The sequence below is a fragment of the Methylocystis echinoides genome (assembly GCF_040687965.1).
GTDB classification, from domain to species: domain Bacteria; phylum Pseudomonadota; class Alphaproteobacteria; order Rhizobiales; family Beijerinckiaceae; genus Methylocystis; species Methylocystis echinoides_A.
The window spans coordinates 637,069-663,899 of the sequence record NZ_CP156084.1 but is presented as its reverse complement, the minus strand read 5'-3'; the positions used below and the strand labels follow the sequence as shown (position 1 = coordinate 663,899).

The 26,831-nt window shown below is 65.9% G+C and carries 27 protein-coding genes; 12 read left to right on the top strand and 15 right to left on the bottom strand.

Annotated features, from left to right (window positions below):
* Positions 1-157: 157 nt before the first annotated feature.
* Complete coding sequence (locus RVU70_RS03155) at positions 158-607, top strand: GatB/YqeY domain-containing protein (protein ID WP_363349634.1); 450 nt, start codon at positions 158-160, stop codon at positions 605-607.
* Here RVU70_RS03155 and RVU70_RS03150 read toward each other — a convergent pair whose 3' ends face one another.
* The 3 genes from RVU70_RS03150 to RVU70_RS03140 form a co-directional block, all read right to left on the bottom strand.
* On the bottom strand, positions 608-1,330 hold the full coding sequence (locus RVU70_RS03150; RefSeq protein WP_363349633.1) for a hypothetical protein: 723 nt from the start codon (positions 1,328-1,330) through the stop codon (positions 608-610).
* A 90-nt stretch (positions 1,331-1,420) separates the two neighbouring features.
* Positions 1,421-2,227, bottom strand: coding sequence for a bifunctional hydroxymethylpyrimidine kinase/phosphomethylpyrimidine kinase (thiD, locus tag RVU70_RS03145; protein WP_363349632.1), 807 nt, complete (start codon positions 2,225-2,227; stop codon positions 1,421-1,423).
* A gap of 26 nt (positions 2,228-2,253) precedes the next feature.
* Positions 2,254-2,484 carry a hypothetical protein gene (locus RVU70_RS03140; protein ID WP_363349631.1) on the bottom strand — a complete coding sequence of 77 codons (231 nt, stop codon included), beginning with the start codon at positions 2,482-2,484 and terminating at the stop codon, positions 2,254-2,256.
* A gap of 182 nt (positions 2,485-2,666) precedes the next feature.
* Here RVU70_RS03140 and RVU70_RS03135 point away from each other — a divergent pair, with 182 nt between their 5' ends.
* Positions 2,667-3,185, top strand: coding sequence for a hypothetical protein (locus tag RVU70_RS03135; protein ID WP_363349630.1), 519 nt, complete (start codon positions 2,667-2,669; stop codon positions 3,183-3,185).
* 2 nt (positions 3,186-3,187) lie between these two features.
* On the opposite strand, the gene RVU70_RS03130 is transcribed toward RVU70_RS03135, so the two are convergent.
* From RVU70_RS03130 to RVU70_RS03115, 4 genes are all read right to left on the bottom strand, one after another.
* Positions 3,188-4,195, bottom strand: coding sequence for a WD40 repeat domain-containing protein (locus RVU70_RS03130; RefSeq protein ID WP_363349629.1), 1,008 nt, complete (start codon positions 4,193-4,195; stop codon positions 3,188-3,190).
* 13 nt (positions 4,196-4,208) lie between these two features.
* Positions 4,209-5,444: a hypothetical protein gene (locus RVU70_RS03125; RefSeq protein ID WP_363349628.1), complete on the bottom strand. Its 1,236-nt coding sequence runs from the start codon at positions 5,442-5,444 to the stop codon at positions 4,209-4,211.
* 90 nt (positions 5,445-5,534) lie between these two features.
* Positions 5,535-6,671, bottom strand: coding sequence for a tRNA epoxyqueuosine(34) reductase QueG (gene queG, locus RVU70_RS03120; RefSeq protein ID WP_363349627.1), 1,137 nt, complete (start codon positions 6,669-6,671; stop codon positions 5,535-5,537).
* Between the two features lie 53 nt (positions 6,672-6,724).
* Positions 6,725-7,405, bottom strand: coding sequence for a glutathione S-transferase family protein (locus tag RVU70_RS03115; protein ID WP_363349626.1), 681 nt, complete (start codon positions 7,403-7,405; stop codon positions 6,725-6,727).
* Between the two features lie 225 nt (positions 7,406-7,630).
* Here RVU70_RS03115 and RVU70_RS03110 point away from each other — a divergent pair, with 225 nt between their 5' ends.
* The 9 genes from RVU70_RS03110 to RVU70_RS03070 all read left to right on the top strand — a co-directional run bounded on the left by RVU70_RS03110 (position 7,631) and on the right by RVU70_RS03070 (position 16,912).
* Positions 7,631-8,332, top strand: a complete 702-nt coding sequence (locus RVU70_RS03110) for an SIMPL domain-containing protein (RefSeq protein ID WP_363349625.1) — start codon at positions 7,631-7,633, stop codon at positions 8,330-8,332.
* Positions 8,333-8,499: 167 nt separating this feature from the next.
* Positions 8,500-8,898 (top strand): ArsC/Spx/MgsR family protein, encoded by a 399-nt coding sequence (locus RVU70_RS03105; protein ID WP_363349624.1) that lies wholly within the window; start codon positions 8,500-8,502, stop codon positions 8,896-8,898.
* An 84-nt stretch (positions 8,899-8,982) separates the two neighbouring features.
* A complete protein-coding gene (locus RVU70_RS03100) occupies positions 8,983-9,267 on the top strand; it encodes a DUF1488 family protein (protein WP_363349623.1) in 285 nt (94 codons plus the stop codon).
* Positions 9,268-9,414: 147 nt separating this feature from the next.
* A complete protein-coding gene (locus RVU70_RS03095) occupies positions 9,415-10,413 on the top strand; it encodes a sulfate ABC transporter substrate-binding protein (protein ID WP_363351195.1) in 999 nt (332 codons plus the stop codon).
* Positions 10,410-11,273 (top strand): sulfate ABC transporter permease subunit CysT, encoded by an 864-nt coding sequence (gene cysT, locus RVU70_RS03090; protein ID WP_363349622.1) that lies wholly within the window; start codon positions 10,410-10,412, stop codon positions 11,271-11,273. The genes RVU70_RS03095 and cysT overlap by 4 nt, the downstream gene beginning before the upstream one ends.
* Positions 11,266-12,159 (top strand): sulfate ABC transporter permease subunit CysW, encoded by an 894-nt coding sequence (gene cysW / locus RVU70_RS03085; RefSeq protein WP_363349621.1) that lies wholly within the window; start codon positions 11,266-11,268, stop codon positions 12,157-12,159. The genes cysT and cysW overlap by 8 nt, the downstream gene beginning before the upstream one ends.
* Positions 12,155-13,243, top strand: coding sequence for a sulfate/molybdate ABC transporter ATP-binding protein (locus RVU70_RS03080; RefSeq protein ID WP_363351193.1), 1,089 nt, complete (start codon positions 12,155-12,157; stop codon positions 13,241-13,243). Before cysW ends, RVU70_RS03080 begins: the two co-directional genes overlap by 5 nt.
* 32 nt (positions 13,244-13,275) lie before the next feature.
* Positions 13,276-14,052 carry a trans-aconitate 2-methyltransferase gene (gene tam, locus RVU70_RS03075; RefSeq protein ID WP_363351192.1) on the top strand — a complete coding sequence of 259 codons (777 nt, stop codon included), beginning with the start codon at positions 13,276-13,278 and terminating at the stop codon, positions 14,050-14,052.
* 172 nt (positions 14,053-14,224) lie between these two features.
* Complete coding sequence (locus tag RVU70_RS03070) at positions 14,225-16,912, top strand: alginate export family protein (RefSeq protein WP_363349620.1); 2,688 nt, start codon at positions 14,225-14,227, stop codon at positions 16,910-16,912.
* A 46-nt stretch (positions 16,913-16,958) separates the two neighbouring features.
* On the opposite strand, the gene RVU70_RS03065 is transcribed toward RVU70_RS03070, so the two are convergent.
* From RVU70_RS03065 to RVU70_RS03045, 5 genes are all read right to left on the bottom strand, one after another.
* The gene (locus RVU70_RS03065) at positions 16,959-19,013 is read right to left on the bottom strand and encodes a M3 family metallopeptidase (RefSeq protein ID WP_363349619.1); all 2,055 of its coding nucleotides are present in this window, start codon (positions 19,011-19,013) and stop codon (positions 16,959-16,961) included.
* Positions 19,014-19,082: 69 nt separating this feature from the next.
* Positions 19,083-19,898 (bottom strand): hypothetical protein, encoded by an 816-nt coding sequence (locus RVU70_RS03060; protein ID WP_363349618.1) that lies wholly within the window; start codon positions 19,896-19,898, stop codon positions 19,083-19,085.
* A 265-nt stretch (positions 19,899-20,163) separates the two neighbouring features.
* A complete protein-coding gene (locus RVU70_RS03055) occupies positions 20,164-21,924 on the bottom strand; it encodes a c-type cytochrome (protein WP_363349617.1) in 1,761 nt (586 codons plus the stop codon).
* Positions 21,925-22,001: 77 nt separating this feature from the next.
* Positions 22,002-22,298, bottom strand: coding sequence for a hypothetical protein (locus RVU70_RS03050; protein ID WP_363349616.1), 297 nt, complete (start codon positions 22,296-22,298; stop codon positions 22,002-22,004).
* A 71-nt stretch (positions 22,299-22,369) separates the two neighbouring features.
* On the bottom strand, positions 22,370-23,461 hold the full coding sequence (locus RVU70_RS03045; RefSeq protein ID WP_363349615.1) for an AI-2E family transporter: 1,092 nt from the start codon (positions 23,459-23,461) through the stop codon (positions 22,370-22,372).
* Between the two features lie 126 nt (positions 23,462-23,587).
* On the opposite strand from RVU70_RS03045, the gene dinB reads away from it, so the two are divergent.
* Positions 23,588-24,703 (top strand): DNA polymerase IV, encoded by a 1,116-nt coding sequence (gene dinB / locus RVU70_RS03040; RefSeq protein ID WP_363349614.1) that lies wholly within the window; start codon positions 23,588-23,590, stop codon positions 24,701-24,703.
* 67 nt (positions 24,704-24,770) lie between these two features.
* Here the strand turns inward: dinB and fae are convergent, their stop codons facing one another.
* From fae to RVU70_RS03025, 3 genes are all read right to left on the bottom strand, one after another.
* Positions 24,771-25,310 carry a formaldehyde-activating enzyme gene (gene fae / locus RVU70_RS03035; RefSeq protein ID WP_363349613.1) on the bottom strand — a complete coding sequence of 180 codons (540 nt, stop codon included), beginning with the start codon at positions 25,308-25,310 and terminating at the stop codon, positions 24,771-24,773.
* A 71-nt stretch (positions 25,311-25,381) separates the two neighbouring features.
* Positions 25,382-26,449, bottom strand: a complete 1,068-nt coding sequence (locus RVU70_RS03030) for a quinone-dependent dihydroorotate dehydrogenase (RefSeq protein ID WP_363349612.1) — start codon at positions 26,447-26,449, stop codon at positions 25,382-25,384.
* Entirely contained in the window at positions 26,446-26,784 is a 339-nt protein-coding gene (locus tag RVU70_RS03025; protein ID WP_363349611.1) for a DUF952 domain-containing protein, read from the bottom strand. Before RVU70_RS03025 ends, RVU70_RS03030 begins: the two co-directional genes overlap by 4 nt.
* Positions 26,785-26,831 lie beyond the last annotated feature (47 nt).

Sequence of the window (26,831 nt, the reverse complement as noted above, 5' to 3'; positions counted from 1 at the left end):
TGCCCGCGCTCGACGCGGGCATCCATGTCCGGTGATGTCGTCACCGCGATGCGCCGGCCCGTCGGCGTGGATGGCCGGGACGAGCCCGGCCATGACGCTTTTAAGAAATTTCACAGCCAGGTGGATGTAATCCATCCGCCCCCCAAATGGAAACCCTATGCGCGAGAAGATCACACAGGACTTGAAGGACGCGATGAAGGCGGGCGACCGCGCCAAGGTCGACGCTTTGCGGCTCATCAACGCGGCCCTGAAGGACAAGGACATCGAGGCGCGCGGCTCGGGCAAGACCCTCTCCGAGGACGACGTGCTGGCGCTTCTGCAGAAAATGATCAAGAGCCGGCAGGAATCGCTCGACATCTACGAAAAGGCCGGTCGGACCGATCTCGCCGAGAAGGAAAAGGGCGAAATCGCCGTGATTTCCGCCTATCTGCCGCAGCAGCTCTCGGAAGCCGAGGCGGCCGAAGCGGTGAAGGCGGCGATCGCCGAGACAGGCGCCGCCTCCATCAAGGACATGGGCAAAGTCGTGGCCGCGCTCAAGGCGAAATACACGGGCCGCATGGATTTCGCCAAGGCCAGCGCCGCGGTGAAGGCGGCGCTGAGCGGCTGATCAGCCCTTCAGCCAGTCGCCGAAGGCGAGCCACCAGGGCGTCGTCGAGACGATGAGGCGGAGCGGCTGCATGGCCAGAATGAAAAGCCCGCCAAAGAGATAGGCGGGATGGACGCGCCGCCGCGACGCGAAATCGTAGACGATGCAGGCGATGACGAAGAGATCCTGAAGGCCGAAGGAGGCGAGCGGTCCGGCGAGCGCAAAGACGCCGGGAATGCGCGCGATCGCCGCGTCGAGCATGGCGATGCTCGCGAGCAGCATCAGCCGCTTGTGCGTCTCGCGGCGCTTGCGCAGCAGAAAGCCGGCGCCGGCGAGAATCGCGAAAACGGTGATGCCGAAGAAGGGCAGCACCAGAAAGGAGCGCGGATCGAGCCCCGGCGGCGTGTGGTTGGTGCGGATGGCGTGAACGGCCGCCATGACGCCCAGGACGACCATGACGGCGGCGAGACCGAAGCCCGCGAGGCCGAGCCTTTTATGCAACGCCGGCCTGTCATTGGCGATGAGCGACGCCTGCACGAGGAAAATCACGTACCAGGACGCGAAGGCCGCGCCATGCAGATGCAGGAGCGGCGGCAGCGGCGGCGCGCCGGAGAACGTCTTGAGGAAGAAGGTCGGCGCGAAGCCGACAAAGACCGTCACGGCCATCGCCGCCGCCATGGCCGTATAAAACAGCTTGTCCTTATTCGTCGTCGAAAGCGTTGAGGATGAAGTCGCCGCCGTCATTTGCAGCCCCCCTTATGGCGCATGAACGGGCTTCACCCTAAGATGTTGCCGGCTTGAGCTGAATACGTAATCTCCCCGAGCGCGCGCCTGCTAAGCGCCTCCCCACAGGGCGTAGAAATGATGCGGCGGCCCGCGACCCGCGCCGAGGTCGAGCGCCTCCGCCGCCTCCAGCGCGCCTTCTAGCCAGACTTTGGCGGCGGCGATGGCGTCGATCAGCGGCGCGCCCTTGGCGAGGCCGGCGGCGATGGCGGAGGAGAGGGCGCAGCCCGTGCCATGGGTGTGGCGGGTCTCGATTCGGCGGCCGTGGAACAGCCTGGTTTCGCCCTCCGCGACGAGGACGTCGACCGGATCCCCCGCGAGGTCGCCGCCCTTGACCAGCACCGCCCGGGCGCCGGCCTCGATCAGCAGGCGGCCCTGCGCCGTCATGTCCGCGACGTTGCGGGCCTGCGGCGTCTCGGTGAGCGCTGCGGCCTCGAAGACATTGGGCGTGACGAGCCGGGCAAGCGGCAGCAGGGTCACGAGCAGCGCGCGCTCGAGCCCGGCGGCCGCGAGGCTCACGCCCTGGGTCGGGACCAGCACGGGGTCGAGCACGACGTTTCGCGGCGCGTCTCCCAGCGCCGCGGCGACGGCGGCGGCGATCTCGGGCGTCGCAACCATGCCAATCTTGATGGCGTCAGGGCGAATGTCCGACATCACGGCGGATATCTGCGCCGCGACAATATCGGCCGCCAGCGGATAGGCGGCGACGACGCCGCGCGTGTTCTGCGCGGTCAGGGCGGTGATCGCCGCCATGCCGTAGCAGCGGAAGGCGGAAAAGGTCTTCAGATCCGCCTGCGCCCCGGCGCCGCCGGAAGGATCGGAGCCGGCAATGGCGAGGAGCTTCGGAATTTCGCTCAAACCGGCTCCGCTCCTCTGTCACTGGCTCAGCTGTGCAGTTCTTTCCCGCCGGGCCAGGCAGGCTCCTTCTTCTGCTCGTAGTCGCTATAGGCCTTTTTGAGGCCGCACAAGACTTCCGCCGAGGTCTCGAACATCGCCTTGAGCTGCGGCTCCTCGACTTTCTCGATATCCTCGCGCAGCCGGTTGATCGTCTCCTGGAGATGCAGGGACATGTCCCGAATGCAGTGGTGCGGGTCGCTTTCGGCTTTGTTGGTCATGGCACGGCTCGATTTGTGTCGAAGTGCGTGTTCAACCCCGGAGCCGGCGGCGGCGTTCCCCGCTCTTCTCGCGCGCGGGCGCAGGAGACAGGATTGGCGGGTTCCTCCTCTCCCGGCTTGCGGGGAGAAGTCGGGTGAGCGGCCCGGGGGTGAGCCGGGCAAGGAGGCAAGGAGGAAGAGTCGTGAGTTTGGCGCCGCGCGGCGCGCGCTCCTTTGAGACGATCGAACTCGGCGACCTGCACAGGCTGGCCTCCGTCGCGCTCGCGCGGATCGACGCCGCCTTTGCGAAGCGCCCCGCCAAGCGGGCTCTTTACGAAGGCCGTCTCCTGGGGGTCTGCCTGTGTCAGGGCGCCGCTGATCACTATGTCGACCCCGTCTCGAGCCGCGGCGTCCATGATTTCGATCTGTGGGCGTTCTTCGCGCGCCCCGTCGGCGGCAAATTATGGAACCGCAAGCCCTTCACGGCGGATTTCGGCCCGTCGAAATTCGGGCGCAGCCCGCTCGATCCGGCGCGATACGCAGGACGGCGCGTGGATGTTCTGTGGCGCGACGTCACGGTTATCGCCGAGGAGGCGCCGGCGGCGTCGCTGCGTCGCTATTTCGAGGAGCCGCGCACGGCGAGCGCGCGAGCGCTGCGGCTGAAGGCCGCCGTGCTGGTCTTGCCGGAACATTCCGCCGGCGAGGTCCTGTGGCGGCCGTAGAGCTACCCCTTCGGCAGGGTCAGCAGCCCCGCCGCGCCATCCTCCGCGCCATAGAGCAGCCGCGCGCCTTTGGCGTCCCAGGCCAGCGCGCTGATGCGGGCGTTTTTCGCTCCTTCGGCCGGCTTGCGAATGAGGATCTCCGAGCCGTCGGTGATTCGCGCGAGCATCACCAGCCCGTCGTCGAATCCGATGGCGACGACCAGCGCGCCGGGGTGGAAGGCGACGCGGGTGACCGGGACATTGGCGCGAACGCCGCATTCGCGCGGCGTCTGGCCCATCGGCCCGTCCTTGCCCGTGAACGGCCAGATGATGCAGGCGTCGGCGCCTGAGGTCGCGAGCCATTTTCCGTCATAGGACCAGGACAGGCTGCGCGTCTTGCCCGGATAGCCCGCCATGCGCATGTGCTTGCTGTCGGCGAGCCGCCAGCCATGCAACGTATTCTCCTGCATGGAGGTGATCAGAAAGCGCCCATCCGGCGAGACCGTGGCGTCGAGATGCGAGCCGCTCCAGGTCAAGACCTCGGGCTTGCCGGCGTTCGGGAACCACAGCGTCGCGCCATTGTAATGAGCGGCGGCGAGGCGATAGCCCTTGGGGAAGAAGGCGAGGCCCCGGCAGGTCGACGGCAGATCGAGCGACTTGACTTCACCCTTGGCGGAACGGGCGCGGGCGTTGCGCCCCACGGACCAGGCGACGGCGCCCTCCTGGAGAGCGACCGCGTCGATCCATTTGCCCTGTTCATCGGCGAGGGTTTCCGTCGCTCCCGAGGGCCCGGTCGCGACCACGCGTCCGTCATCGCCGCCCGTGATCAGGCGGCGCCCGTCGCTCGCGGCGACCAGTATGGCGGCGTCGGGATGGGCGGTCACGAGGCGGACTTCCTCCGCTTCCCCGAGACGGATGACGCCGTCGGCCAGCGCGAAGAACGGCGCGTCGCCGAGCCAGGCGCCGGCGACGACCGGCTGGCCGAGCGCGAGCGGCTCGACTGCGGAGGTCAGCGAAGGATAGTCGGCCAAATTTTCTCTCTCGTCAGGCGGCGTCGTCGGCCGAGGCCGCGCCAAAGCCGATCGGCACGACCGGGCGGCGCTTGCGGAACTGGCCGCGCATTACCAGAGCGAAGGCGATGGCGTCGAGCCCGGCGAGGGTCAGCCACCAGAGCTGCTGGGCCGCCGGGCCGAGCAGGCAGATGACGAAACCGGCCCCGATCCCGCCGAGCAGAAAGGGCGCAAGCGCCGGGCGGGCCTCCCCGACGAGGAGGCTCGCGCGGGCCAGCACGAGGGCCAGCGCGAGCGCGCCGACCGCGCCGAGATCGAACCAGATCTGAAAGACGAGGCTGCGCGGCGTCATGGCGGGCAGATAGCCGCCGAGCATGCCCCAGGTTGCGGCGCCGAAGCCATGGCCGAGCAGGGTGCGCCATCCGTCGCTGGCGATCATCTGACCCCAGAAGGCAAGATGGCGGAAAAAACCCTGGGCAGGGTCCGTCCAGACCGCATGGGCGCCGAGCGCAGCCAGCGGCGCGAACAAAACGATCGCCGTCATGAGCCCGGCGAGGACGACCGACATGGTTCGCGCCCGGCCGAAAGCCGCGGCGAAGACCAGCGCGCCGCCGAACAGCGCGGGCAGGGCGTTGGGAGCCCCCGCGAGACCGCAGGCGACGATGGTCGCAAAGCCCAGGGCGCCCGCCCAAAACCAATGGCCGCGCACGGCGAGCGCGCCCATCCCTGGCCAGACGAGCAGTGCGAGGCCGAGGCCTGCGCGACCGAGCGGGCCGACGTCGAGAATGTCCTCGACCGTATATTTGGGCGCGAGCAGCAAGGTCACCGCGACAAGCGCCAGCGCCGCCGCGCCCACGCCGATCGGAAGCAGATTGAGATTGGACGTCTTGGTGCGCAACGGCATGAGTCCCGCCGCCGCCGCGACCAGCAGCATCGTCCCCGCCGCTTTGGCGAAGCGTTCGGCCGATCCTTCGAACGGCGTCCAGATCAGCGACACGCCCGCCCATATGCCAAGCAGGAGCGCCGCCCAGACAGGCGGCGACTGGAACAAGGCGCGCAGCGAGCCGCCCGAGCCGCCGTTGGTATGGGACAGCATCGCGGAAACCAGCAGCAGCGCCGCGCCGATGGGCAAGAGGATATAAACGGTCTGGCGCGCCAAAATCGGCGCGGGCAATGCGATGACGAACAGCATGAAAACGCCGAGCCGAAGCAGGAGGCGGGCAGCCTCCTCGGCGGGGTCTTCGGCGGGTCGTCTCGAAATGGTAATCATGCCAATCGCGCCCGTGGGGCTTTGCAATTTGTCCTTCTCTTCAGATTAGACCGATTCCACCGCGGGCAAGTGTGCTGCAGCGCAAAATTCTCACGGCGACGCCGCTTTTTCGGGAAGCTGTGTCTCTTTTGCCCATTCGTCGCGGACCGTGGGCTCTGGCTCCGAGCCGGCGCGTTCTTGCAATGCAAGGAGGCGTTCGGGCGCGAGCCGCGCCAGGGCCCAGACGGCTGCGCCGCGAATAAGCGGATCAGGGTCGTCGAGCAGCCGCTCCGCGGGCGCGGCGAGCGCCGGGTCGCCGCTGTTGCCCATGGCGATCAGCACATTGCGCAGGAAGCGCCCACGGCCGATGCGCTTGATCGGCGAGCCGGAGAAGAAGGCGCGAAATCCCGCCTCATCGAGCCGCGCGAGGTCTCCGAGCGGCGGACTTTCCAATTCAGGCCGCGCCGCAAGCTTCGCCTCCCGCGCGGTCTGCGCGAATTTGTTCCAGGGACAAACGGCGAGGCAGTCGTCACAGCCATAGATGCGGGCGCCGATGGCGGACCTGAAGGCGCGCGGAATCGGGCCTTTGTGCTCGATCGTGAGGTACGAGACGCAGCGTCTTGCGTCGAGCCGGTAAGGTCCGAGAAAGGCTTGCGTCGGGCAGGCGTCGAGGCAGGCGCGGCAGGAGCCGCAATGATCGGGCTCGGGCGCGTCGGGCGCGAGGTCGAGCGTCGTGAAAATGGCGCCCAGAAACAGCCAGGAGCCGAAGTCCCGTGACACGAGGTTGGTGTGTTTGCCTTGCCAGCCGAGACCCGCGCTCTGGGCGAGCGGCTTTTCCATCACGGGCGCCGTGTCGACGAAGACTTTCACATCGCCGCCGCCCCCGCGTTTCAGCATGAAGGCGGCAAGCTGCTTGAGCCGGCCCTTGATGACGTCGTGGTAGTCGCGGTGGCGCGCATAGACGGAGATCGCGCCCGCCCCCGGGGTTGCGAGGGCGGCGAGGGGGTCGGAAGCCGGGCCGTAATTGACGCCCAGCATGACGACGCTTCGCGCCTCGGGCCACAACGCCTTCGGCGCGGCCCGTCGGTCCGCGGTCTCCGCCATCCAGGCCATGTCGCCATGGGCGCCCATGTCGAGCCAGGCGCGCAGCCGCAAAGCGAGTTCGGGCGCCGCCTCGGCGGCCGTAAAGCGGCAGGCGTCGAAGCCAAGCGACAGGGCGTGGGCGCGGATCGCGCTTTCGAGGTCCATTGCGGCGAATATAGCGCGAACCGCCGTTTGCCGGCCTTCCCGAATGGGCGGGCTTAGAAGTCCAGCAACGCGTAGACGGGGCCGGGCGTCATGCCGGGCGCGCGATCGGCGAGCAGCGGCCGAAAGGCGGGGCGCGACTTGATGCGCTGATACCAGTGTTTCGCCGCCTCGTCCTCATCCCACGGCGCATCGCCGACGTAATCGACGCAGGAGAGATGCGCGGCCGCGGCGAAATCGGCGTAGGACAGGCGATCGCCGGCTAGCCAGTTCCGATGGCTCGTGAGATAGCCGATATAGCGCATGTGATGGCGGATATTGGCGCGCGCCACGCGCACGAGATCCATGTCCGGCGCGCCGCCCTGCGGCGAGAAGCGCTTGTAGACTTTCTCCGTGACCAGCCAGCCCGAGACTTCCTCGAAGAATTTGACGTTGAACCAGTCGACGAGACGTCTCGTCTCGATGCGGGCGAGCTTTTCGGTCGGCAGCAGCCGATGCGGGCCGCGCCCGTCGCCATAGGCCTCGTCGAGATAGTCGGCGATGACCCCGCTCGTAACGATGGCGCCGTCGTCGTCGACGAAGACCGGGGTGCGTCCCGCCGGATCGAGAGCGAGGAATTCGGGCCTCCGGTCGAAGGGGCGTTCCTCGATCAACTCGGCGGCGACGCCATATTCGGCGAGAATCAGCCGGACAAAGCGGGAGTGCGGGCAGAGCGGGTAATGGTAAAGAAGGGGCATGAGGCCTGTTCGCGGGGCGCGGGACGGCCGCGCTCGGGTTCTAGTAAGGTTGAACTGGACTAGCGCTCTTTTCCGCCACATGGAACCATGCGTCGGCGGAAATCGCGCGGCCACGCAACGGAGCGGTAGCAATCGAAGAACTTTGCCAAGTTTTTCTTAAGGACCGAGCCTAAAACCGCAAGCCGGCTGTTTTGCGGCCTTTATGGCGCAGCTCAAGGATAGCTCATGATTCGTCTTGTTTTCGTGGTTTCGCTGATTCTCGTCGGTTACGCTCAAGCTGAGTCCCTCAAAGATTCGGTCCCCAATGTGGCGGTCGTCGGCGAGGCGGCCGAAGACGTCGCGCCGGACCGGGCGATCCTGCGCTTTGGCGTCGTGACCGACCGTCCGACAGCCGCCGCCGCCGCCGCCGACAACGCCGCGGCCGTGACGGCGATCCTCGCCGACCTCAAGTCGCTCGGCGTCGCCGACGCGGATGTGCAGACGGAAACCGTCTCCCTCGCGCCGCTCAATCCGGACGAACGCGACGCCAAGGGCAAGCTGCGGCCGGCTCAGGGCTACCGCGCGAGCAATATGCTCACGGTCTTCGTCAAGCCGGTGGACAAGGCGGGCGACGTCATCGGCCGGGTCATCGACAAGGGGGCCAACAGCGTCGAGGGGGTCGATTACGATCACTCGAATGTCGAAGCGAAGCGGGACGACTTGCGCGCCAAAGCCGTGAAGGACGCCGAGCGCCGCGCGCGCATCTATGCGGAGGCCGCGGGGCTGCGTCTGGCGCGGGTGATCGAGATCCGTCCGCTGTCGGACGAGCAGCCGATCGCCTTCAAGGCGCGCGTCGCAGCCGCTCCGCCGGCGGCCTCCGTTCCGCTGCGGCCCGGCGCGCAGCGCATCAGCGAGCGCGTCTCGATCATCTGGGCGCTGGGGCGTTGATGAAACGGGCGGCGCTTTGCCGTGCAGATTGCGAGAAATAACAGCGCGGCGCCTAGCGGCTTGCACGCCATTCGGGCGCTGCGCTGCAGCAGTCGCGCTGTAAAATGCGTTGGGCGGATAGGCAATGGCCATATCGGGCCATATCGCCCGCACATGTGAGGCCGCCCATGGCGAACGTCATTTTTTATGAAAAGCCCGGCTGCGCCAGCAACGCCAAACAGAAAGCTCTGCTGATCGCCTCCGGCCATCGGGTCGACGCCCGCGACCTTTTGCGCGAACCTTGGAGCGCATCGAGCCTCCGTCCCTTCTTCGGCGAAAAGCCGGTGCGGGAGTGGTTCAATGCGGCGTCTCCACGCGTGAAGTCGGGCGAAGTCAATCCGGATCGCGTCAATCCGCAGGAGGCGATCGTCATGATGATCCTCGATCCCGGCCTCATCCGCCGTCCGCTGATGCGCATCGGCGACCACTGCGAGTCGGGCTTCGACCCTGCCCAAGTGCGCCGCTGGATCGGACTCGAGCCGGAGGCCGAGGGAGTCACCGACCGCTGCGCCATGGACGCGGCCTGAGGCTTTCCGGGGCCAACTCTAGAACGGAACAAAGGCGACGTCTCACGGATTTCTTGTCGGAAGGGAAGCAAGAGACGAGAGCCGATGCTGCTTGAGCATATCGATTCCGAGGTCATCCGCGAGGAGAACGGCTTTTCCTTCTCCATGCGGGTCGCCGGTACGCAGCAGACAGTCCGCGTCTTCGTCTCCGACGAGGCGCTCGAGGGCGACTTCGGCGTTCCCGAAGAAGAAGACGAACTGCGCGGGCAGTTCGACTCGGACCGCCCCGAGCTCGAGTGCGTCGCCAGCGAGAAATACAGCCTCGGGCGCGTCGCCGCCGACGGCGTCGTCGCCATCACCCTCGCCGACGTGATGAAATTCATCGAATAAGCCGCTGTCCGCGCCCGAACTGTCTACACGGCCAAAAAAGCGCTTGCGTCGTAGTCTAGTCCAGCTATAGACTTTGTAAGTCTTATAGATGGAGTGGTTAGCATGGCTAAGGCTAGGGAGGGGCTTATTTCGCTTCTTCGCATCGCGATGGTCGCCGGCGTCGGTTTGGGCCTGCTTGGCGTTGCGTCGGCGCAGGCGGGGCAGACGCTGCTGAACGTGTCCTATGATCCGACCCGAGAGCTCTACAAGCAGATCAACCCGGCGTTCATCGCCGACTGGAAAGCGAAGACGGGCGAGACGGTGGAAGTCCAGGCCTCGCACGCCGGGTCCGGCGCGCAGGCGCGCGCGGTGATCGACGGTCTCAACGCCGACGTCGTGACATTGGCGCTCGCCGCGGACATCGACGCCATCGCCAGCAAGAGCGGCAAGATTTCTGCGGACTGGCAGAAGCGCCTGCCCAATAACGCGTCGCCCTATACGTCGACGATCGTGTTCCTGGTGCGCAAAGGCAATGCGAAGGGGATCAAGGATTGGGACGATCTCGCCAAGCCGGGCGTCGCGGTCATCACGCCCAATCCGAAGACGTCGGGCGGCGCCCGCTGGAACTTCCTCGCGGCCTGGGGCTACGGGCTGAAGAAATTCAATGGCGACGAAGCGAAGACCAAAGACTTCCTGAAGGCGATCTTCCGCAATGCGCCCGTTCTCGACACGGGCGCGCGGGGCTCGACGATCACCTTCGCGCAGCGCGGTCTCGGCGATGTGCTGATCGCCTGGGAAAACGAGGCTTTCCTCGCTTTGAAGGAATTCGGGCCCGACAAATTCGAGATCGTCGCGCCGAAGCTCTCGATCCTTGCGGAGCCGCCGGTTGCGGTCGTCGACGCCAACGCTGAGGCCAAGGGCAACAAGAAGCTCGCGGAGGCCTATCTCGAATTCCTCTACAAGCCGGAGGCCCAGGCCATCATCGCCAAGAATTTCTATCGCCCCGCGCATCCGGAAGCGGCCGCCAAGGAGGATTTGAAGAAACTCCCCAAGATCGAATTGATCACGATCGACAAGACCTTCGGCGGCTGGGCCGCCGCGCAAAAGAAGTTCTTCGCCGACGGCGGCGTCTTCGACGACATCCAGAAACAAGAGCCGGCGAAGTGACCTCCCCGACCTTCGCAGGCCGTTACGCTCGGCGCTTCACAGCGCCGAGCGTAATTCCAGGTTTTGGCCTCACCTTCGGCTACACGATCCTTTACCTGGGACTCGTCGTGCTGTTCCCGCTCGCGACGCTCGTGTGGCGCTCATCGGGGCTGGGGCTCTCCGGGCTTTACCAGATCGCCACGGAGCCGCGCGTCGCCGCGGCGCTGCACACGACCTTTTTGATGTCTTTTCTGGCGGCGGTCGTCGACCTCGTCTTCGGCCTGATCGTCGCCTGGGCGCTCACGCGCTACAATTTTCCCGGCCGGCGCCTGTTCGACGCTTTCGTCGATCTCCCCTTCGCCTTGCCGACGGCGGTGGCGGGCATCTCGCTTGCGGCGCTCTATGCGCCGAACGGCTGGTTCGGCGCGCCGCTCGCGGACGTCGACGTCAAGATCGCCTTCACGCGCTGGGGCATTCTCGTGGCGCTGATCTTCATCGGTCTGCCCTTTGTCGTGCGCACGGTGCAGCCCATTCTCTCAGAACTTGAAATCGAGCTCGAAGAGGCCTCGGCCACTTTGGGGGCGTCGCGCGTCCAGACAGTCGTACGCGTTCTGCTGCCGCCGCTGGCGCCGGCGCTGCTCACCGGCTTCGCGCTCGCTTTCGCGCGCGGGGTTGGCGAATACGGCTCGGTGATCTTCATCTCCGGCAACATCGCCTATGTGTCGGAGATCGCGCCCTTGCTCATCATCGTGAAGCTCGAACAATACGACTATGCGGGGGCGACGGGCATTGCGACCATCATGCTGGCGATCTCGTTCGTCGCGCTGCTCGTCATCAATCTCGTCCAGGCTTGGAGCCGAAAGAGGTTTGGCTATGTCTGAGGCGGTGGTTTCTTCTCTCGCAGCGCCGCAGCGGCGCGCCAAGGCGCGGCCTGTCACACAGGACGCGCCCTTGGCGCGTTACGCGGTGATCGGAATTTCAGTCGTCTTCCTGCTGATCTTCCTCTTTGCGCCGCTCGCCGTCGTCTTTACCGAAGCGCTGAGCAAGGGCTACGCCGCCTTTGTCGAAGTCTTTCGCGAACCCGACGCCATTGCGGCCGTAAAACTGACCCTGTTCGTCGCCGCCATCGTCGTGCCGGCCAATCTGATATTCGGATTGGCGGCCGCCTGGTCGATCGCCAAATTCTCATTTCCTGGAAAGAGCCTGCTCATCACGCTCATCGATCTGCCGTTTTCGGTGTCGCCGGTCGTGTCGGGCCTGATCTATGTCCTCGTTTTCGGCGCGCAGGGCCTGTTCGGCAAATGGCTCACGGCGCATGACGTGCAGATCATCTTCGCCGTGCCCGGCATTGTGCTCGCCACCATTTTCGTCACCTTCCCTTTCATCGCGCGCGAACTCATCCCGCTGATGCAGGAACAGGGGACTGTCGAGGAGGAGGCGGCGCTGACGCTCGGCGCCTCCGGATTCAAGACCTTCCTCACCGTGACGCTGCCCAACGTCAAATGGGGCCTGCTCTATGGCGTCTTGCTGTGCAATGCGCGCGCGATGGGCGAATTCGGCGCCGTGTCGGTCGTATCTGGACACATTCGCGGCCTCACCAATACGATCCCTCTGCAAGTCGAGATACTTTACAATGAGTACAACAATGTCGCGGCTTTCGCTCTCTCGGTCCTTCTGGCGAGCCTTGCGCTCGTCACCCTTGGGCTCAAGACCTTCCTCGAATGGCGCCACGCTGACGCGCTCGCCGGGCGCGCCAGGCGCCATTGAGGCGCATGGCGTCGCGATTCGCATCGAAGGCGTCGAGCAGGATTTCGGCGCCTTTCCAGCGCTGCGCGACGTCAGCCTCGACATTCGGCCGGGCGAACTCGTGGCGCTGCTCGGGCCCTCCGGCTCCGGCAAGACAACGCTGCTGCGCGTCATCGCCGGACTGAACACGCCCGATCGGGGCCACGTCTATTTCGACGACAAGGATGCGACGGCGCTTACCGTGCAGGAGCGACGCGTCGGGTTCGTCTTCCAGAATTACGCGCTGTTCAAACATATGACGGTCGCGGAAAATATCGCCTATGGCCTGAAGGTGCGGCCGCTGCGCTCGCGGCCGGCGCGGCGCGACATCGCGGCGCGGGTCGAGGAGCTTCTGCGCTTCGTCCAGCTCGACGGGCTCGGCGGCCGCTATCCGGCGCAGCTCTCCGGCGGACAGCGCCAGCGCGTGGCGCTGGCGCGCGCGCTGGCGATCGAACCGCGCGTGCTGCTGCTCGACGAGCCCTTTGGCGCTCTCGACGCCCGCGTCCGCAAGGATCTGCGCCGCTGGCTGCGCGACGTGCACAAGGAGACAGGGCTCACCACGGTTTTCGTCACGCACGATCAGGACGAGGCGATGGAGCTCGCCGACCGCGTCGTCGTGCTCAACGAGGGGCAAATCGAGCAGATCGGCACCCCGGCCGAACTCTACGATCAGCCCGCGTCGCCCTTCGTGATCTCCTTCGTGGGCGAGGCGGTGGCGCTTCCGGTCATGATCGCAGCCGGGCACGTGAAGTTCGGCAATCGGGAGCTGCATATCGACACGCATGGCTTGCGCAGTGGTCCGGCGCGGGTGTTTTTCCGCCCGGCCGACATCGCCGTCGCCAGCAGCGGCCAGGGCGAGCTCGAAGGGCGCGTCGAGAGCTTGCGCCGCACGCCGGCGGGCGTGCGCGCGCGTATCGCCATCGACGGCTATGACCAGACGCTCGAGATCGATTCCCCGCTCGAAAAGGCCGCCGCGCCAGGCGACCGCGTGCCGCTCACGCTCGCCAATGCGCGTATTTTTCCGGCGCGTGAAGAAGACTATATCGACGCAGGGGAGGGCATTTGACGGCCGCCGCCGAAGCCCCTTACGAGGAAGCCATCTCCTCGCCCGACTGGAACTCGGATCTCTATTTGAAATTCGAGGAAGAGCGGACGCGCGCCGCACGCGATCTGCTCGCGCGAATTCCTTATTGCGAAACAAGAGCCGTCTTCGATCTCGGTTGCGGTCCGGGCAACAGCACGGAATTGCTGACGCGGGGGTTTCAGGGCGCAGAAGTCGTCGGCGTCGACAAGTCCGACAATATGCTCGCCGTCGCCCGCGCGCGGGTGCCGGTCGCGCGCTTCATCAAGGAAGACATTGCGCATTGGCGCCCGCCCGCGTCGGCCGACGTTATCTTCGCCAACGCCACCCTGCATTTCCTGCCGGATCACCGCAGCGCGATCGAGCGTCTGGTCGAATCGCTTGGCCCCGGCGGACGACTCGCCGTGCAAATGCCCGACAATACGTTCGAGCCGTCGCATGCGGCGATGCGCATGGTCGCCGCCGACGGCCCCTGGGCGAATCGCCTCGTGCCGGTCGCCAAATCGCTCACGGTCATCGGTCAGGCCGAGGAGTATTATGATTTGCTGGCGCCGCTTTGTCGGTCCATCGACATCTGGAAGACGGTCTATATTCACCCGCTCGAAGGGCCGGATGACGTCGTCCAATGGTTCGCCGGGTCGGGCCTGCGGCCGTTTCTCGATCTGCTGAGCGCGCCGGAGAGCGCCGATTTCCTCGCACGCTACCGTGAGCGATTGGCGCAGGCCTATCCCCGTCAGCCGAACGGCAAGGTGCTGTTGCGCTATCCGCGGCTCTTCTTCGTCGTGCAAAAATAGCGGGGCGAGGGACAGAGTGTTGCTTTCCCGCAACGACGAGCAGTTAAGTTCATTTAGTCGATTAAATCGCTAGACAAGGACTTGTTCGTAGCGTTGATTTGACCTCAGTCAGGCTGGCGCCGCGGCGCGACCTCGTCGGCTGAAAGAAAACCAACAAGCGAGAATTCCTCCCATGGCAAAGTTGCGACATTTGAAACTCGGCGTGGCTGTTGCGGCTCTGGCGGTGTCGACCGGCGCTGTGCGCGCAGAGGATCAGAAGGCGTCGCCCTCTGTCGCGACGAAGACGGAGTCCGCCGCCGGGAAAGGCAAGCAGTCGGACGCGACGCGCGGCGAGGCGAAAGCGGATCAAAAAGGCGTGGCCGCCAAGGGCGACGGGGCCAACAAGGGCGACGCCGCCAAGGGCGACGCGGCGAAGGGCGACGGGGCCAAGGGCGCGGCGGCGAAGCCGGGCGACGCCAAGCCAGAAGAGAAGAAGAGCTATTACGTGCCGACGCGCGGCTATCGCCTCGAGCCGCAGCCCGACATTCCGCCTTACGTGCGCAATCTCGGCAAGACCTATCCGCAGTTCGAAGGGATAGACTGGCTCAACGTCGGCCTCGATTCGCGCGTGCGGTTCGAATATCGCCAGAACGACTATCGGCCGTGGACCGACACGACCACTTTTCCGCCGACCTCGCAGCGGCGCTATTTCCCCAATTCGCTGTGGCTGTCGCGCACCCGCGTTTATCTCGGCATCCAGAATATCCTCGATCCGTTCCGCGCCGTGGTCGAGTTTCAGGATTCCCGCGCCTTCAACAGCATCTATCAGCTGCAGGGCCAGGAGATTAACCAGACCGATCTGATTTCGGCCTATGGCGAACTCTATTTCAAGGACGCCTTCGGCAAGGATCCGCGCGGCAACGATCGTCCGCTCACGGTGCGCGCCGGCCGCTTCCACTTCGAACTTCTCGACCGCCGCCTCATCGCCGAAAACGAGTTCCGCAACACGACGAATAATTTCGAAGGCTTCCGCGTCAAGGTCGGCAAGAAGGACAACGACTGGGACCTCGACAGCTTCTTCATGCGGCCGGTGGTTCGGCTGCCCTATCAGTTCGACCGGCCCGACTGGCAGAACTGGGTCTATGGCAGCGTGTTCAGCTTCCGTCGCTTCTCGGAATACGTCACCGTCCAGCCGTATTTCCTCGGCCGCACCCAATATGGCGACCCGTCCAATCCGTCGAATGCGCTCAAGACCCATCGCGAGACCTATGCGCCGGGCGTGCGCATGTATGGCGTCATCGGCAATTTCGATTACGACTTCGACATCAACAAGCAGTTCGGCTCCTTCGGGCGCCTGCAGACGGCGGCGCCTTATCTCGGCACGAACACCTCGATCCAGATCACGCCGACCTTCATCAACCAGGTCACTTCGCAAAACAGCGTCGAAGTGACGGTGCCGCACAACGCCTTGGCCTGGGGGCTGGAGCTCGGCTACACTTTCTCCGAGCACCCCTGGAAGCCGCGCATCAGCACGGTCTATGTCTATGGCTCGGGCAACGGCAGCCCGTTCAATTACTCGAACAGCAATTTCGATATTTTCTACGGCTTCAACCAGCCGTTCTCGCGCAACGACTATTTCGCCTGGAACAACATCAAGGACCCGAAGGTCCGATTGGAGTTCACGCCGGCGAAGAACCTGCAGATCGACACGGCGTTCAGCGCCTATTGGCTGGCGAGCCCCGCCAACGCCTGGGACCGCGCCAATCTGTTCGCGCCGCTCGGCAACAGGGGCAATTTCCTCGGCACGGAATTCGACATCCGCGCCCGCTACAAGCTGTCGCAATTCATCAACATCACGGCGAGCTATGCGCGCTTCTGGCCGGGGTCGTTCACATCGAGCTTCGCGCCGCCGGTGGCGTTCCAGCAATGGCCGTCGCCTTATTCCAACGCGGCCTTCGGCGTCACCCAGACCGGCACGACCTGGGGCCTGACCTCGAAGCCGACGGACTTCTTCTATCTGGAGGCGACGGCCAACGCCTTCGGCGACGGCCAGCCGATCACCAAGGATCCGGTGACGCAGCTTTGGGGCGCGGTGGGCCCGGGCGGCAAGCCGTTGGCGCCGAGCTGGCGCGACGTCTATGTGGGCCTGAACGGCGGCGGCGCCTGGTCGAACCCGACGACGCGGACGGTGACGGGCGCGACCTCGCAGGCCGTCGCCAGCAATCCGGTCGCGGCGGCGTCGCGGCTGATGGATGGCGACAACCAGCTGGCCGGCTTCATCGGCGGCCTGCAGCTCGGCGCCAACTGGCGCTTCGATCCGGGCGTCGTGGCGGGCGTCGAGGCCGATCTGCATGGCGTGTCGGGCAACACCGACACGACGATGCAGGGCTCGGTGATCGCCGTCGGCAGGCCGACTTATGTGAACTACGGCCAGCGCACCGCGACGCTGAACTATCTCGGCACCATCCGCGGGCGCCTCGGCTTCTTGCCGACGCCGACGCTGCAGGTCTATGGGACCGGCGGTCTGGCCTATGGCGGGGTCATTTCCAATACGGCGCTATTTACGGCGCCGAACGGCAATCCCGCGGTCTCCAACTGGACGCTGTCCAGCGCGCAATTCACCGACTCGCTTCTCGGCTGGACGGCGGGCGGCGGCGTCGAATGGATGTTCATGCCGAACTGGAGCGTGAAGGCCGAATATCTCTATTACAATCTCGGCGACGCGACCGCGACCGGCTATAACGCCTTGCGCTACAGCGGCGCGAATATCGGCCTGCCGAACGTCGCCTATAATTACGGCCTGACCACCCGCACCAAATTCGACGGCAATCTCGTCCAGGCCGGAATCAACCGACACTTCGATCTCTTCGCCGAGCAGTGAGCCGCGCGCGAGGGCCTGCGCGATCTGCGCAGGCCTCTTCGCCGCTTTAGGTCGTCGTATTGCTGAAACCGCGTTGGCGCAGGAGCGGCTCCGCAGTCGGCATCCGACCACGAAAGGACGTATAGGCGTCGGCGGCGTCCTGCCGACCGCCGGCCGCATAAATAAAGGTCTTGAGCTTCTCCGCGACATCTGCGTCGAAGGGGTCGCCCGTCTCTTTGAAGGCTTCGAAGGCGTCGGCGTCGAGCGCCTCCGCCCAGAGATAGCTGTAGTAACCAGCCGAATAGCCGTCGCCCGAAAAGATGTGACTGAAGTGCGGCAACCGATGCCGCATGACGATTTCCTCCGGCATCCGGATCTTTGCGAGACTCTCCCGCTCGAAGTCGCCGACGCTGAGGTCCTCTGGAAAGCTTTGGGCATGAATGTCGAGATCGACATAAGCGGAGGCGCAGAACTCCACCGTCGCGAAGCCCTGATTGAAATGCCGAGACGCGGCGATGCGCTGGAGGAGATCGTCGGGCATGGGCGCGCCGGTTTCGGCGTGCCGCGCGAACTGCTTCAGGACGGCGGGCTCGAGAAGCCAATGTTCGAAGAGCTGTGAAGGCAATTCGACGAAATCGCGCGCGACGCTGGTTCCCGAGACCAGAGGGTAAGTGACGTCGGACAACATGCCATGCAGGGCGTGTCCGAACTCGTGGAACAACGTGCGCGCGTCGTCGAGACTCAACAGCGTCGGCTCGCCCTCCGCGCCCTTGGTGAAATTCATGACATTGACGATGATCGGCCGCACCTCGCCATCGAGCTTGTGCTGCGAGCGGAAGTCCGACATCCAGGCGCCGCTGCGCTTCGAGGGCCGCGCGAAATAATCGGCGAGAAACAGCGCCACATGACGGCCGTCGCGGTCGAGGGCCTCGAAGGCGCGAACGTCGGGATGATAGAGATCGAGCCCTTCCTGCGCGACGAAACGCAGGCCGAAAAGTCTCTCGGCGACATGGAAGGCGGCTTCGATCATCCGATCGAGCTGAAAATACGGGCGCAGCGTCGTCTGGTCGAGATCGTAAAAATCCTTGCGAACGCGCTCCGCGTAATAGCGCCAATCGTGGCCCGCCACTTCGAAGTTGGCGCCTTCCGCGTCGACGAGCGCCTGAATATTGGCGCGCTCTTCGGCGGCGCGCGCCAGCGCCGGCGTCCAGACGCGATCGAGGAGATCACGCACCGCTTCGGGCGTCTTCGCCATCGTGTCGTCGAGCTTGTAATCGGCGAAGCTCTCAAAGCCCAGAAGCGTCGCGCGCTCTTCGCGCAATTCGAGCATTTCGCGGATGACCGCAGCGTTGTCAGTCTCGCCGCCGCTTTCGCCGCGGCGCGTCCAGGCGCGATAGACGATTTCGCGCAGATCGCGGCGGGCCGAGCTTTGCAGAAAGGTTTCCGCGCTTGAGCGCGCGAGGCTCACCGCATATTTCCCCGGCGCGCCGCGCTCGATCGCGAGCCGCGCGGCCGCCGCGCGAAAATCGGGCGAAAGTCCATCGAGGTCTTCTTCGTCAAGAAGCAGCAGCCAGGCCGATTCATCGGCAAGGACATTCTGAGAGAAGCTGGTGGAGAGCGTTGCGAGCCGCTCCATGATCCCCTTGAGCCGCTCTTTCTGCTTTTCGTCGAGCCTCGCCCCCGCGCGCACGAAGTTCTTGTGCGTGAGCTCCAGAACGCGCCGCTGCTCGGCCGTCAAGCCGAGGCCGGCGCGCTTTTCATGGAGCGCGTCGACGCGCGCGAACAGCGCCTTATTCATGGAGATTTCGCTCGCATGCCGCGACAGCGCGGCCGCCATCTCCCGCTCGCTCGCCTGCAACGCGGGGTTCGTGTCCGTCGCCGTGAGATTCCAGAAGACCGAGCCGACGTCGGTCAAAGTCTTCCCGGCGCGCTCCAGCGCCTCGATCGTATTTTCAAAGCTGGGCGACTCGGGATTTTGCGCGATGGCGTCGATTTCCGCCTTGTGACTGGAGAGGGCGACGTCGAACGCCGGGCTGAAGTCTTCGCTCTTGATCGCGCCAAAGGGCGGCAGTCCAAAAGGCGTGTCCCAGGTCGTCAGCAGCGGATTCGTGGAGTGCGGCATGGTCTTTCTCGGAAAGGCGCGCGCGCCTCGGGCGCGCAGGGGAAGACGTGGCGGTTTTTTTGAGGAAACTTAAAACCAGTCTTCGAAAGAAAAAGGCTCGAAGCCTTCGAGCTCCATTTCGATCGCGAAGGAAACGCCTCTGGAAATGAGCTGGTTGGCGAAGCCGATCCCGGCGACGGGCGTCGCGTGGGAGGACGACAGCTCCGCCACGGGCTCCCCTTCTATCACCGCCTGCTCCTTGCGGGCGATGCCGAGGACGCGCCCAGCCATCGGCGCCAGAACCGGAACGTCGCCGACTGAGCCGAGCGTGGCGCCGGGCTGTACGGCGGCGCCGATGGAGACATCCGCCCGGAAGAGACCAGCCGCCGGCGCGAGGACGTCGCGATGCTCGGGCGCGGCGGGCCGTCCGCGATTTTGCGCCGCCGCGCCTTTGCGACGAATGGCGCCGGGGTCGGGACCCTCGGTTTCAACGACGAGGTCGCAATCGCGATCGGGGAGGAAACCGGCTCCAAGTCCGATCGTGAGTTCGGCGTCGTCCGGGGAAGCGAGCGTTACGGGCTCTTTGTCTTCATGGACGGCGACGACGACGTCCCACGGCCAGCGCTCCAGCGCATCCGAATAGCGCCCGCGCAGGAGCGGAATAAACTCGCGCGTCCGCAGGCCGAGCTGGAATTCGGCGTTCACGTCGGCGCGCCGCGCCTCGACCCCATCGAGCAGGGCGTAGCCGTCGTACCAGGCGTCGGCGAAGCTCATCCGTCGGCGAAGCATGAAGGGCGCGGTCGCCCGGTAGAGGCTGACGGCGTAGCCCTCCGCAAAGAGGCGGCGGGCCACGGCCGAGGCCGTTTCGCCAATCCCGCAAACCAATATGCTTCTGTCATTCGACATTGGCCGCTCCCGCCGACCCGTTACGCAATGCTACGTCATATGGGCGAAAAAGCCCACATAAGGATGCGCGTCGGACAGGCCGACGCCCGACTGCCGCCAACGGGCGCAAGGGAGCAAGTAAGGCGCCAGCGAAAGAGGCAGCCTAACGAAAACGCCCCGCCGTTACATCCACGGTCGGGGCGCCTCTTGTGTCAGCGTCTCCGCCGACTTGTCAAAAGGCTACCCGACTATTTGAGCAAAATAAAGGCGCCTGACACGTCAAAAGTCAGCCTCCCGGCGGCCGGCTGATCGCCCAGACATAAGCGGCGACGGCGGCGACGTCGGCGTCGTTCAGGTCGGCGCCGCCCCTGGGCGGCATGGGGCTTCTGAATTCCCTGGGTTGGCTCACGCCTTTGGCGATCACGTTGCGGATCGAGGCGAGGCTGCCGTCGCCCCATAGCCATTTGCCGCGCGTGAGATCGGGACCGAGCGGGGAGCCCTTGCCATTGTCGCCGTGGCAGCCCGAGCAGGTTCCGCCAGCCGCATGGCCGTTGAAGATGCGCTCGCCTTGCGCGACGTCGGCGTCGCTCGCGCCGGCCGGCGTCGGCAGCTTGCGTCCTTCCATGTGTCCGGCCTGCGGATTTGTTCCCTCCGGCGGCCCGGCTTCGCGTCCGGCGGTTTGCGCCGGCGCCGCTGGCGCCGCTTCCACCCCGGTCGTCGCGACGTCGCCATGGAAGGTGATGCGCCAGATGCGTCCGACGACGTCGTCCGAAACATAGAGCGCGCCATCCGGCCCGACGGCGACGCCGGAGGGACGATGCGCGGCGCCGCCCGGATCTTTGTGCGAACCGGCGAAACCGTCGGCGAAAACCACGTAGTCGCCCGTCGGTTTGCCATCGGCCATCGGCTGGAACACGACATTATAGCCGGCCTGCGGGGCCGGCGCGCGGTTCCACGAGCCGTGAAAGGCGATGAAGAGTCCCCCGTCATAAGCGCTTGGAAACTGTCCGCCACGGTAGAGGGCGAGAGCGTTGGGCGCCCAATGGGCCGGGAAGGCGGCGAGCGGGCCCTGCTTCTCGGCGCAGATTCCAACGGCTTTGCCGCCATCGCCGCCATATTCCGGCGCCAGTACGCGCTTTTGCTGCGCGCCGTCGTAATAGCATTCGGGCCAGCCGTAATCGGCGCCTTGTTTCAGCTCGAGCAATTCTTCGGCAGGCAATTCCGGGCCCTGCTCGGGCCTGTAGAGTTTCGGCCAGTTTTCGGACAATTGATCGCGGCCATGCTGCGTGACGAAGATGCGGTCGCCGTCGACGGCGATGCCCTCGCCATTGCGAATGCCCGTTGCAAACCGCTCGTTGGGCGAAAACTTCTGGTCTCGCTTCTTTGCGTCATAGCGCCAGACGCCGGCGCGCGTTTCGAGCTCCCGGCAGGGGACGAGGCCCGGGGATTCGCGCATGCGATTTTGCGCCTGGCAGGAATTCGTCGCCGAAGCGGAATCGAGATAGAGATTGCCCCGCGCGTCGATGGCGAAGGGATGCATGGGATGATCGCCGGTGAGCGGCAGACCGGAGACGACTGTCTCCGGCTTTCCCGACGGCGCGATCTCGCCTTGCGGAAGGCTGTAGCGCACGATCCTGTCGCCTTCTTCCGCGTAAAGTCCGCCGTCGTAAAGGGCGACGCCCGTGCCGCCGGAGCCGCCGCCGACGGGCGTCTCGCCGAAGCGTTTGACGATCTCCGCGCGGCCGTCGCCGTCGCCGTCGCGCAAGGCGACAAGGAAGCCGCCCGCCGGGGGTCGGGAGCGCCCGTAGTAGCGTCCGCTCCAGCTATTGACGTAAACGACGCCGTTCGGGGCGACCGCCATGTGCCGCGCGTGTCCGAGGCGGTCGGCGAAGATCGTGGCGCAAAAGCCGCGCGGCAGGGTCAGCCCGGCGTCGCCTCCCGGGCAGGCGGCGGCGCTCGGCGCGGCTGCTGACGGCCCCGCGGACAGCGCCAGCGCCAGGGCCGCAAACGAGACGACGCACAAGGCGCCTGTTGAGCTTCGCCGCATGAGCGCCTCCTGCTTGTCGCGCGCCCCTTGAATTAGGGCGCCATACGGTCGCAAGGAAGCAGGCGCGGGCCTTTCCGTCAGCCTTCGCGGCGATCGAGATGCTCCCGCACCGCGATGACGACGGATCCGAACTCGGTCAGAAATTCGGGGTCGCCCCACAGGCATCGCTCCGTGGCCATGAGATAGCGCAGCTTCTCGATGAATTCGGCGTCGCTTCGGCACGGGCGCATGGCGACGTCATAGCGGGCGATGTCCTCCTCCCGGCTGGCGTTGAGAAAGCCGTCATCGTCCTCGTGCGTCGCTTCGAACTTCTCGAAGGCCGCGCGATGCGCCTTGATGACCTTGGAAAGGCCAGACGAGAGAGATGGGATCATCGGCGCGCTCCTTTCGCTGCCCCTCCCGGAATTATGGGGCGGCTTCGGACGCCCGCCGCTCTTCGATCGCTTCACGCGCCTATTTTCTCCGAGGCGGGCGGGGCGGCGAGGTCGCGCCACAGCGACGCCAGCGCCGCCATGATGGCCGGTCCGAGGAAAAGCCCCAGCAGCTGGAAACATTCCACGCCGCCCAGAATGCCGAGCAGAACCCAAAGAAAGGGGATTTTCGTCTCGCCGCCGATCAGCGCCGGGCGAACGAAATGGTCGGCGACGAAGACGACGATCGCGCCCGTGATCGCGATCATGGCCGCCTGCGCCGCGCCGACGCTCACGGCGGCGACGAGCGCCGCGACGCCGATGGCGATCGCTGCGGCGAAGGGGATCATGGCGGCGAAGGCGGTGAGCGCGCCGAGCAGGATCGGGTGCGGCGTCCGCGTGAGGACATAGCTTGCCGTCATGATCAGGCCTTCCCCGAGCGCGACGAGCACCAGCCCGTTCAGCGTGCCGCGCACCGAAACGATGACCTGCCCCGCGAGGCGTTCGCCGCGCGCGCCGAAGAGCTTGCGCGAGGCCACGCGCGATTGGCTGATGACGCTCTCTCCAGAGCGGAAAAGAAAGAACAGCGTCAGCAGGCAGACGATGAACAGCATGGCGCGGCGAATGGCGTTGGCGCCGAGGCCAGCCCCGACTTCGCGCGCCGAGGCCGTGTTCAGCTCATGGAGAAGCTCGGTCGCCCAGCCGGCGTGGGAGAGATGCGCCGCCCACCATTGAGCGACCCAGGGGCCGGCATAGGGAAGGCGCGCGAGCTGTTGGGGAACGGGGAGCCCGGCGTCTCCCGCCGCTCGGGCATAATCGATGAGCTGACGCATTTCGACGAGCGCGTCGACCGTCAGCGTCGCGACCGGCGCAAGAATGACGACGCCGACGAGCGCCGTACACAGGAAAGCCGCCGCTTCGGCGGAGACATGCGCGCGGCGCCGGAAGCGCCAATAGAGCGGCCACAGCGCCACCGCGAAGACGAGCGCCCAAAGCAGCGCGTGAAGATAGCCGGAAAGGACATAAACGCCGGCGGCGAGCAGCAGGGCGCCAACGATGGCGGAAGCGACAGTCTGCCGCCACGACATGGGTTCGATCTGGCGCCTCGACGCCGCTTCTGCTTCCATCGCGTTCGTCCTCTGTGAATGTTCCCCCCGAAGGTCGCAGAAACGGCTTCGCTTGCCCAGCGGCGCGCTGGCGCCTGACGGACGCGCGACAGTCCATTAAACTCGGGCGCGATGGACTCGACTCCGATGGAGGAACCAGGAACCGGCGAGCCGGCCGACCCGCCGCGGCCGCGCAAGATCATTCACGTCGACATGGACGCCTTCTACGCCTCCGTCGAGCAGCGCGACAATCCGGACTTGCGCGGCAAGCCCGTCGCCGTCGGCGGCGCGCGGGAGCGGGGCGTGGTGGCGGCGGCGAGCTACGAGGCGCGGCGCTTCGGGGTTCGCTCGGCCATGCCCTCGGTCACCGCGCGACGGAAATGTCCGGAGCTGATTTTCGTCCGCCCGAGATTCGACGTCTATCGGGAGGTTTCCCTGCACATTCGCCAGATCTTCGCCGAATATACGCCGCTCATCGAGCCGCTCGCGCTCGATGAGGCCTATCTCGACGTCACCGACAATCTCAAGGGCATGTCGTCGGCGACTGAGATCGCAGAGGAAATTCGCGCCCGAATCCGCCGCGAGACCGGGCTGACGGCCTCCGCCGGGGTTTCCTACAACAAGTTCCTCGCGAAAATCGCGTCAGACCATCGCAAGCCCGATGGGCTTTTCGTCATTACGCCCCGCATGGGTCCGTCTTTCGTGGAGACGCTGGAGGTCGGCCGGTTCCATGGCGTCGGACCCGCGACGCGCGACAAAATGAATCGGCTCGGCATTGTCGCCGGCGCCGACCTCAAGGCGCAGTCGATGGCGTTCCTGGAGCGCCATTTCGGCAAGGCCGGGGGCTATTATTATTGGATTTCGCGGGGCGTCGACGCGCGTCCCGTGCGCGCCAACCGCCTTCGGAAATCCATCGGCGCGGAAAATACTTTTCTGGAGGACATTTTCGACCTGGCGGCGGCGCGGGCGGCGTTGGCGCCGATCGCCGACAAGGTCTGGCGCGCCTGCGAGAAGAACCGGATCCGCGGCCGCAGCGTCACGCTCAAAGTCAAATACGCCGATTTCCGGCTCATCACGCGCTCGCGCACGGGCGCGGCGGCGGTCGCTTGTCAAAGCGAATTCGAGGAAATCGCTTTCGCTCTCCTCGAACCGATCTTCCCGACCGCCAGGGGCGTGCGTCTGCTGGGCCTCAGCCTGTCCGCGCTCGAAGGGGAGGGGAGCGCTGCGCCGCGTCAGCTCGCCTTCGACTTGAGCCCGGATTGAGGCGGCGGCTGAGGCCTCATCCCAAAGCATGAAGCGGCGACGCGGGACGCGCCGCCGCAGGCTTGTCCTATTCTTCGAACACGCCTTCCAGCGCGTAATGGGAGATGGTCTTGCGGTTGGCGATCAATTCGTCGACCGTCGGCTCGCCCTTCAGCGCGCGCGAGATGGCAAGCTTCGTCGCCTCGTAATTGGTGCGGTAGAGATCTCTCTTGTCGAGGTTCTCGTCCGTCGCGCAGCGCGGGTCGAGCCAGATCATGATGATCATGCAGAGTTCGTTCGCCTGCGCCTTCGGAATGATCCCTTCCGCGACGCAATCGACGATGGCGTCGGCGGTCGCCGCCTGCACCACGCCGCCGAGCAGCTCGACATAGGCTTCGGACTTCACCGTCATCTTGGTGGTCATCATGGTCGCGGGGCGAACCTGCTGGTTGAGGTCGCGGATGACGAACATGCGCGGATGGCCCGCAACCTGCCCGGTCATGGCGGCGAAGGCGTGTCCGACCGGCCCCTTCACATTCCCAATCAGCACTTCCGGCATTGCGTCCGTATATTGCCCCTCCGCCGCGAGAACCGTCGCCTCGCCCGTCGCCAGCCAAATATCGCTCATGCTGCGTTCCTCATTGTTTTCCGATGCGCGCGCATAGCATTGCGCGTCGTCGCAGGAAAGCCGGCGCGGCTTTAGGGCTCCCGCGCGGCGGTCGCGGCCGCCTTGCGGCCGACGAGCGCAGCGAGCGTCGTCCGCTCGCGGTCGAGCGCGGCGAGAAGGCCGGCCTTGAGTCGCGCGACCAGTCCGGGCCCCTCGTAGACGAGGGCCGAATAAAGCTCAACGAGGGTCGCGCCCGCCTCGATCTTGGCGAGCGCGGTCTCCGCGCTGTCGATCCCGCCGACGCCGATCAGCGGAAACTGGCGTTCGACCCGCAGAAAGGTCTGCGCGAGCATATAGGTGGAGAGGGCGAAGAGCGGCGCGCCCGACAGGCCGCCGCCTTCGGAGGCTTGAGCGGCGCGCAGCGTCGCGGGCCGGGAGACGGTCGTGTTCGAGACGATCATGCCGTCGACGCGCCGCTCGCGCGCCACGCGCACAATGCCGTCGAGTTGCTGCAGAGAAAGATCCGGGGCGATTTTCAGCAGCACAGGCCGTCGCACGGCGGCGGCGTCGCGGGCCGCGATCACACGCGCGAGAAGGTCGGAGAGCGCCCCGGGCTCCTGCAAATCCCGCAGGCCGGGCGTATTGGGCGAACTGACGTTGATCGTGAAATAATGCGCCACTTCCGCAAAGGCCCTGACGCCCGCGACATAATCGGCGACGCGGTCCTCCGCCTCCTTGTTCGCGCCGATGTTGACGCCGACGAGGCCCGCGGGCACGCGCCGAGAGAGACGCGCCAGCGCCGGCCCGTGTCCCGCATTGTTGAAGCCGTAACGGTTGACGACGCCGCGGTCCTCGACGAGACGGAAGGCGCGGGGCCGCGGATTGCCGGACTGCGGGCGCGGGGTCAGGGTGCCGACCTCCACGAAGCCGAAACCGAAACCGAGCATGGCGTCGGCGACCTCGGCGTCCTTGTCGAAGCCCGCCGCGAGGCCGATCGGATTGGGGAAGTCGAGCCCAAAGGCGGAGACGGCGAGCCGGGGATCGTCTCTCTGGGGCGCACGCGCCGGGAGAAGCTTCAGGCCGGCGATGGTGGCGCGATGCGCGTCCTCGGCGTCGAGCAGGCGCAGAAAAGGCAAAGCGAGACGGAAAGGATCAATCATAGCAGGCCCGTGAAGTCATGGCGCCCGCTCCGCAGCGGCAGCGGCGCGACGCTTGTGACGGCGTCCAGAGACAGCGGGGCGTAGAGATGCGGGAACAGCGCGCCGCCGCGGGAGACTTCCCATTTCAGCGTCGGGCCCAACCTTTCCGCCGTGACGGCGACCAGGAGCAAATCGGTCTGCCCGGCGAAATGCCTGGCGGCGGTTTCCTGGGCCTGATCTGCGGTGGAGAAATGGATGTAGCCGTCGGCGAGGTCGACGGCGGCGCCTCGAAAAACGCCAACGGTCTCCGCGGCGCGCCATTCGGGCGCGGAGACGATTTTGTAGATGAGCGTCAACGTCGTTTTGCCCCTTCCGTCTCCCTCCCGCGCGAGCGCAGGAGGAG